6 protein-coding genes and 2 pseudogenes are annotated in these 7,243 nt (G+C 75.8%); 6 read left to right on the forward strand and 2 right to left on the reverse strand.

Annotated elements, in window-relative coordinates; all coding sequences use genetic code 11:
- The 3 genes and pseudogenes from AR3_RS31370 to AR3_RS28045 form a co-directional block, all read left to right on the forward strand.
- Positions 1-191 (forward strand): annotated as a pseudogene (locus AR3_RS31370) (virulence factor MviN); the annotation flags it as partial.
- Positions 188-1,375 carry a glycosyltransferase gene (locus AR3_RS28040; protein ID WP_174545495.1) on the forward strand — a complete coding sequence of 396 codons (1,188 nt, stop codon included), beginning with the start codon at positions 188-190 and terminating at the stop codon, positions 1,373-1,375. The pseudogene AR3_RS31370 and the gene AR3_RS28040, both read left to right, overlap by 4 nt.
- Before the next feature lie 104 nt (positions 1,376-1,479).
- Positions 1,480-3,675 carry an acyl-CoA dehydrogenase family protein gene (locus AR3_RS28045; RefSeq protein WP_067918509.1) on the forward strand — a complete coding sequence of 732 codons (2,196 nt, stop codon included), beginning with the start codon at positions 1,480-1,482 and terminating at the stop codon, positions 3,673-3,675.
- Positions 3,676-3,741: 66 nt separating this feature from the next.
- Here the strand turns inward: AR3_RS28045 and AR3_RS28050 are convergent, their stop codons facing one another.
- On the reverse strand, positions 3,742-4,104 hold the full coding sequence (locus AR3_RS28050; RefSeq protein WP_227023290.1) for a hypothetical protein: 363 nt from the start codon (positions 4,102-4,104) through the stop codon (positions 3,742-3,744).
- 138 nt (positions 4,105-4,242) lie between these two features.
- Between AR3_RS28050 and AR3_RS28055 the strand changes: the two genes are divergently transcribed.
- Genes AR3_RS28055 through AR3_RS32730 form a run of 3 tightly spaced genes read left to right on the forward strand, consistent with a single transcriptional unit; the run spans position 4,243 to position 6,952 of the window.
- The gene (locus tag AR3_RS28055; protein WP_067918511.1) at positions 4,243-4,665 is read left to right on the forward strand and encodes a hypothetical protein; all 423 of its coding nucleotides are present in this window, start codon (positions 4,243-4,245) and stop codon (positions 4,663-4,665) included.
- A complete protein-coding gene (locus AR3_RS28060; protein WP_067918513.1) occupies positions 4,662-5,558 on the forward strand; it encodes an AAA family ATPase in 897 nt (298 codons plus the stop codon). The genes AR3_RS28055 and AR3_RS28060 overlap by 4 nt, the downstream gene beginning before the upstream one ends.
- Positions 5,559-5,560: 2 nt before the next feature.
- Positions 5,561-6,952 carry a vWA domain-containing protein gene (locus tag AR3_RS32730; protein WP_067918515.1) on the forward strand — a complete coding sequence of 464 codons (1,392 nt, stop codon included), beginning with the start codon at positions 5,561-5,563 and terminating at the stop codon, positions 6,950-6,952.
- Here the strand turns inward: AR3_RS32730 and AR3_RS31375 are convergent.
- Positions 6,933-7,243: pseudogene (locus AR3_RS31375) on the reverse strand (hypothetical protein); the annotation flags it as partial. The gene AR3_RS32730 and the pseudogene AR3_RS31375 sit on opposite strands and share 20 nt — an antisense overlap.

Below are 7,243 nucleotides of genomic sequence, written 5' to 3' on the forward strand. Positions count from 1 at the left end.
CCGCGGGCGCCGGGGGCGGCGCCGCCGGGTACGCCGTCGCCGCGCTGCTCGGCGCGGGCGGGCAGGTGTGGAGCGTCGGCGCCGCGGTGCTGGCCGCGGCGGCCGCGGGAGTGGTGTTCTTGATGATCGCGTTCGTGGTCGACGGCCGTGACCTGCGGGCCGTCCTCACCCGGAAGGTCACGCGAGGATGACTGACGAGATCGGCGAGGCGAAGCTGGACGGGCTGCGGGTGGCGCTGGTGCTGGCCACCAGCGCGGGCGGCGTGGGACGGCACGTGCGGTCGGTGGCCGCCGGGCTGGCCGCGCGCGGCGCCCGCGTCGCGGTGTGCGGACCGCCGTCGACGGAGGAGCGGTTCGGGTTCGGCGCGGCCGGGGCGCGGTTCGCCGCCGTCGACATCGCCGACCGGCCCCGCCCGGTGCACGACGTGCGCGCCGTGGCGCGGCTGCGCGCGCTGCTGCGGGACGCCGACGTCGTCCACGCGCACGGTCTGCGGGCGGGCGGTCTGACCGTGGCGGCCTGCGCGCGCGTCGCCCCCGGGCCGCTGCGGTTCGCGCAGGAAGGGCCGCCCGTCGTCGTCACCCTGCACAACGCGGTGATCGCGGGCGGGAGGACGGCCGCGGTGTACGGGGCGCTGGAACGCGTCGTCGCCAAGGGCGCCGCCATGGTGCTGGGCGTCTCGCCCGACCTGGAGGAGCGGATGCGCGCGCTCGGCGCGCGGTCGGTGGGGCACGCGCTGGTGCCCGCGCCGGCGCCGCGGACCCCGCCCGGCCCCGAGGCGCGCCCCCTGCTGCGGGCCGAGCTGGGCGTGGAGGAGCGGCCGCTGATCGTCGTGGTCGCGCGGCTGGCCGAGCAGAAGGGCCTGCCGACCCTGCTGGACGCCGCCGCGGGATGGGCGCGCCGCACCCCGCCGCCGCTGGTGGCGATCGCGGGCGCCGGGCCGCTGGAGGACGGGCTGCGCGCGCGGATCGAGGCGGAAGGGCTGCCGGTGCGGCTGCTGGGGCAGCGGTCCGACGTCCCGGCCCTGCTGGCGGCGGCCGACGTGGCGGTGGTGCCGAGCGTGTGGGAGGGGCAGCCGCTGATCGTCCAGGAGATCCTGCGGGCGGGGCGTCCCCTGGTGGCCACGCGCGTCGGCGGCATCCCCGGCATGGTCGGCGGCGCGGACGGCGGGCGGGCGGAGGCGGCGATCCTGGTGCCGCCGGGCGACGCCGCCGCTCTGGAACGGGCCGTGTCCCGGGTGCTGGACGACCCCGCCCTGGCCGTGCGGCTGGGCGCGGCGGCCGCGCAGCGCGCCACGTCGCTGCCGACCGAGGACGACGCCGTCGACCAGCTCGCGGGCATCTACACCCGCCTCGCGGGGGCGCGACAGGTGTTGTGACACCCCTCGGCGGCGGGCTCGGCGAGGTCGCTCGCTTTCCGACCCGCGTCACCAGAATGGTGTTCTAGAATCGGAGTCTGCAGGGCTCCGAGGGAAGGTGACGCATGGCCATCGGGCTGACCGAAGAGCATGAGGCACTCGCCGAGTCGGTGCGCGGGTTCGCCGAACGCGCCGTCACGTCGGCGGTGGTGCGCGACGCGCTGGAGGCCGACGAGGAGACCAGGCCCGGGTTCTGGCGGTCCCTGGCCGATCAAGGGCTGCTCGGCCTGCACATCCCCGAGGAGCACGGCGGTCAGGGCTACGGGCTGCTGGAGCTGGCGGTGGCCCTGGAGGAGCTGGGCCGCGCCGCCGCGCCCGGCCCGTTCCTGCCGACCGTGCTGGCCGCCGCGGCGATCAACGCGTCCGGCAACGCCAAGGCCCGCGGCGAGCTGCTGCCCGGGCTGGCCGACGGGTCCCGCACGGCGGCGCTCGCCCTCACCGGGGAGCTCACCGGCCGCCGCGACGGCGACGCGCTGGTGGTCTCCGGCGCCGCCGAGCCCGTGCTGGGCGCCGCGCTCGCCGACGTGATCGTCCTGCCGGTGCGCGTCGACGGCGCCGAGGAGTGGGTCGCGGTGGACGCCGCCGCGCTCACCGTGACGCCGGTGCCGAGCCTGGACCGCGTCCGCCGGGTCGCCAAGGTCGAGGCCGACGGGGTGACGGTGCCCGCCGACCGCGTGCTGGACGGCCTGACCGGCGGGCATGTGCGCGATGTGGCCGTCGTGCTCATGGGCGCCGAGGCCGCCGGGACCGCGTCCTGGTGCGTGACCACCGCCGCCGAGTACGCCAAGGTGCGCGAGCAGTTCGGCCGCCCGATCGGCCAGTTCCAGGGCGTCAAGCACAAGGCCGCGCGGATGCTGATCGCGCTCGAGCAGGCCCGCGCCGCCGTCTGGGACGGCGCCCGCGCGCTGGACGAGGGCGCCGCGGAGGCCGGGTTCGCCGCCGCCGTCGCCGGCGTCATCGCCCTGGACGCCGCCGTGCAGACGGCCCGCGACGCCATCCAGATCCTCGGCGGGATCGGCTTCACCTGGGAGCACGACGCGCACATCTACCTGCGCCGCGCCCTGACGCTGCGGGCGCTGGCGGGCCCGGCCGAGCGGTGGGCGGCCGTCGTCGCCGAGCGCGCGCTGGCCGGGGGACGCCGCCCCGTCGAGCTGGAGCTGGACGAGGAGACCCAGCCGCTGCGCGAACGCATCCGCGCCGAGATCGCCGAGCTGGCCGCCGTCGCCGACAAGCGGGAGCGCGACCGCCGCATGGGCGACGAGGGCTGGACCGCGCCGCACCTGCCGCGCCCGTGGGGGCGGGGCGCGGGACCGGTCGAGCAGATCCTCATCCAGCAGGAGATGCGGCGCGCCGAGATCAAGCCGCCGAACCTGATGATCGGCGCGTGGCTGGTGCCGTCGCTGGTCGCCTACGGCACCGAGGAGCAGAAGGAGCGGTTCCTGCGGCCCACGCTGCGCGGCGAGCTGGTGTGGTGCCAGCTGTTCAGCGAGCCCGGCGCCGGGTCCGACCTGGCGTCGCTGTCGATGCGGGCCGAGCGCGTCGAGGGCGGCTGGCGGCTGACCGGCCAGAAGATCTGGACGTCGGTGGCCCAGCACGCGCAGTGGGGCTTCTGCCTGGCCCGCACCGACCCGGACGCCCCCAAGCACGACGGCATCACGTATTTCCTGGTGAACATGAAGTCCGAGGGCGTGCAGGTGCGGCCGCTGCGCGAGCTGACCGGCGACGCCCTGTTCAACGAGGTGTTCCTGGACGAGGTGTTCGTCCCCGACGACTGCGTGGTCGGCGAGGTCAACAAGGGCTGGCAGGTCGCCCGCAACACCCTCAGCAACGAACGGGTGTCGCTGTCGACCGGCGGCGGGCTGGGCATGGGCGTGCCCGAGCTGCTGAAGTTCTTCGAGGGCCGCGACCTGGGCCCGGTCGCCGCCGCGGAGGTCGGCGGGCTGATCGCGCAGGGCCAGTCGATCGACCTGCTGGGGCTGCGCACCACGCTCAAGCAGCTCAACGGGCTGGAGCCGGGCGCCGAGTCCAGCGTGCGCAAGCTGCTGGGCGTGCAGTTCAACCAGCAGGTCGCCGACTACTGCTGGGAGGCGCAGGGCCCGGCGGCCGCCACCGAGGTGCCGCTGGCCGAAAGCGGCGTCATCGGCCGGGCCATGCTGTTCAGCCGCGCCATGACCATCTACGGCGGAACCACCGAGGTGCAGCTCAACATCATCGCCGAGCGCCTGCTCGGCCTGCCCCGCGACCCCGAACCGGGCAAGTGACCACCCTCCGCCGCGCGGCGTGCCGGCTCCCCTCCCGGCACGCCGCGCCCCGTCCGGGGCGCGGGCTCAGCGGCGGCGCAGCGCGTGCGCCACGTTGATCAAGGTGATCGCCGCCCAGACGACCAGCAGGCCGGGCGTCCCCGCGTTCACCACTGCGATCGCGGTGAGCGGGATCGCGGTCAGCAGCGACACCACCGCCAGGACGGTGCCCGATCCGCCGACCTGGCGGGCGCCGAGACGGGCGTCCAGGGACCGCTCGATGCGCTCCACGACCGCGTCGGCGAAGGCGGCGTCGTAGTCGGGGCCCAGCTCGCGTCGGGCCGCCAGCGCCGCCGCCAGCTCGTCCCGGGACAGGGCGTCGCCGTACGGACTGACGGGCGCGGGCCCGGCGGCGGTCGAGGCGCGGCGCGGCGGGTGAGGGCTCGTCATGCTCCGGTTATAGGAGGCCGGAAGCGCACCGCGCGTCACCCGCGGGAGCCACACCCCGCCTCCCTCCCGGGAGGGACGCGCTGCGCGACGCTACCAGTCGGTAGACTGCCGACGCCCCGAGATCTTCCGGAGGTCCGCGTGAGAGTCCGGGCTCGCTCGACCGTGTCCCTGGCAGGTCTGGCCGCCGCGGCGGCGCTCGCGCTCACCGCGTGCGGCGGCGACGGGGACGGCGGCGCCCGCGCCGGCGCCACCGCGACCGCGACCCGCCTGGCCCCCGTGCCGAAGGTGTCGCCCGCGCAGGTCAAGCCGCTGGTCGGCCGCTGGGTCGGACCCGCCCGGGACTACTTCGTGTTCAAGGCCGACGGCACCGGCGCCTGGAAGCGCGGCAAGCGGACGCTGTGGAGCGGGCAGGCCATCCCCGAGGGCGGCGGCAGGTTCCGGTTCTCCTGGCAGGGCGGCGACCCGCAGGCCGGGACCTACTGGGGCGTCCGGCTCGCCGAGGACGGACGCACGCTGGTGTTCGCCGGCACCAACCAGACCTACACGAAGGCCGAGAGATGACAGCCGACACCGTGCAGGGCGCCCGCGACGGTCGGGCGTTCGACTCGCCCGGCGACGCGGCCGAGCGGCTCGCCGACGCGGGCTACCTCGCCGACGAGTCGATCGCCACGACCGTCTACCTGGCGCAGGAGCTCGGCAAGCCGCTGCTGGTGGAGGGCCCGGCCGGGGTCGGCAAGACGCAGCTGGCCAAGGCCGTCGCCGCCGCCACGGGCGCCGAGCTGATCCGCCTGCAGTGCTACGAGGGCCTGGACGAGGCCCGCGCCCTGTACGAGTTCAACTACAAGAAGCAGCTGCTGGCGATCCAGGCCGCGCCCGCCGACCGCACCTGGCGCGAGACGCACGACGACATCTTCACCGAGGAGTTCCTGCTGGAACGGCCGCTGCTGGCGGCGATCCGCCGCGACGGCCCCACGGTGCTGCTCATCGACGAGGCCGACAAGGCCGACGTGGAGATGGAGGGCCTGCTGCTGGAGGTGCTGTCGGACTTCCAGGTGACCATCCCCGAACTGGGCACCGTCACCGCCGTCCGCCGCCCCTTCGTGGTGATCACCTCCAACGCCGCGCGGGAGCTGTCCGAGGCGCTCAAGCGGCGCTGCCTGTACCTGCACATGGACTACCCGACGCCGGAACGCGAACGCCAGATCGTCCTGGCGCAGGTGCCGGGGGTGCGGGAGCGGCTGGCCGAGCAGCTGGTGCGGACCGTGGCCGCGCTGCGCGCCCTGGAGATCAAGAAGGCGCCGTCGATCGCCGAGACCGTCGACTGGGCCCGCACCCTGCTCGCCCTCGGCGCGGACGAGCTGGACGACGCGACCGTGGCGCGCACCCTCGGCGTCGTCCTCAAGCACGTGTCCGACCAGGAACGCGCCGTCAAGGAACTCGGGCTCGGGGGCTGACGGTGGCGCGTTCGCTGCTGGACCGGCACACCCGGTTCGTGGCGGCGCTGCGCGAGGCGGGGCTGCCGGTGTCGGTGGCCGAGGGGCTGGACGCGGTGCGCGCGACCGGCCTGGTCGACCTGGCCGACCGGGAGGCGCTGCGCGCCGCCTACGCCGCCACGCTCGTCAAGCGTCCCGCGCACCGGCCCGCCTTCGACCTGCTGTTCGACCTGTATTTCCCGCCCGTGCTCGGCGACGGCGCCGCGGCCCCGCCCGCGACGGCGCCGCCCCGGGAGCCGGGGGAACGCCGCGTGCCGCCCGCCCTCGACCCGCGCGTGCAGGAACGCCGCGAGGAGCTGTTCGAACTGCTGCTGACCGGCGACGACGCGGGGCTGGGGCGGTTCGCGCGCGAGGCCGTCGCCGAGTACGGCCGCACGCCCGGGCGGGAGTCGTGGTTCTCCAGCAGCGTGCTGCAGGCGATGTCGCCTGAGACGCTGATGGCGCGGCTGCTGAACGCCGTGCTCACCGGCCGGGACCGCGGCGGGATGGCCGAACAGGTCGCCCGCCGCATGTTCACCGACCGCATCCAGCGATTCCGCGACCTGGTCGGCGCGGAGGTCCGCCGCCGCATCGCCGAGGACACCGGCGTGGAGCGCACCGCCCGGCTGTCGGTGCGGCCGCCGCTGGAGCGCCTGGACTTCGGCCGCGCCGCCCGCGCCGACCTGGCCGAGCTGCGCCGCCAGGTCCACCCGCTGGCCCGGCGCCTGGCCACCCGGTTGGCGCAGAGGCAGCGCCTGGACCGGCGCGGGCGGCTCGACTTCCGCCGCACCGTCCGCGCGTCCCTGGCGACCGGGGGAGTGCCGATGACCACCCGGCACCGGCCGCGCCGCCCGCACCGCCCCGAGCTGGTCATCCTGTGCGACGCCAGCGACTCGGTGTCGGCGTTCGCGCACTTCACGCTGCTGCTGACGTTCGCGCTGCGCGAGCAGTTCAGCAAGGTGCGGGCGTTCGCGTTCATCGACGGCACCGACGAGATCACCAAGTACTTCGCGCCGGGCGTCGACGTGGTCGACGCGATGACCCGCATGGCCCAGGAGGCGGACCTGGTCTGGATCACCGGCCGCAGCAACTACGGGCACGCCCTGAAGGTGTTCGAGGAGCGCTACGGCGACGCCGTCGGCCCCCGCACGGCCCTGCTGATCCTCGGCGACGCCCGCTCCAACTACGGCGATCTGTCCCTGCCCGTGCTGCGGCGGCTGGTCGAGCGGGCGCGCCGGGCGTACTGGCTCAACCCGGAGCCGCGCGCCCAGTGGGACACCGGCGACTCGGCCGCCTCCCGCTACGGCGAGATCGTCCCGATGTACGAGTGCCGCAACCTCGTCCAGCTCACCGAGTTCATCGAACGGCTGGCGTAGCCGCGTCGCGAGGCTGGCGGTCGCGGACGGCGACGACCAGGACCGCCCCGGCGGCCGCCAGCACCGCCGAGACGACCAGCGCGATGTTGGCGCCGTGGGTGAGCGAGGCCGGCGACCGGTCGTCCCCGCCGGTGGCGATCGCGACGACCATGGCGACGCCGAGCGAGGCGCCGACGTACCGGGCCGTGTTGTTGGCGCCCGACCCCATCGCCGCCCGGTCGGCGGGCACGCTCTCCACCGCCAGCCGCGCGAGCACGGCGTTGGCCAGTCCGCTGCCGACGCCCGCCACGA

Origin of the sequence: Actinomadura rubrobrunea NBRC 15275 (genome assembly GCF_001552235.1) — a bacterium.
In the GTDB taxonomy this organism is placed as follows: Bacteria; Actinomycetota; Actinomycetes; order Streptosporangiales; family Streptosporangiaceae; genus Spirillospora; species Spirillospora viridilutea.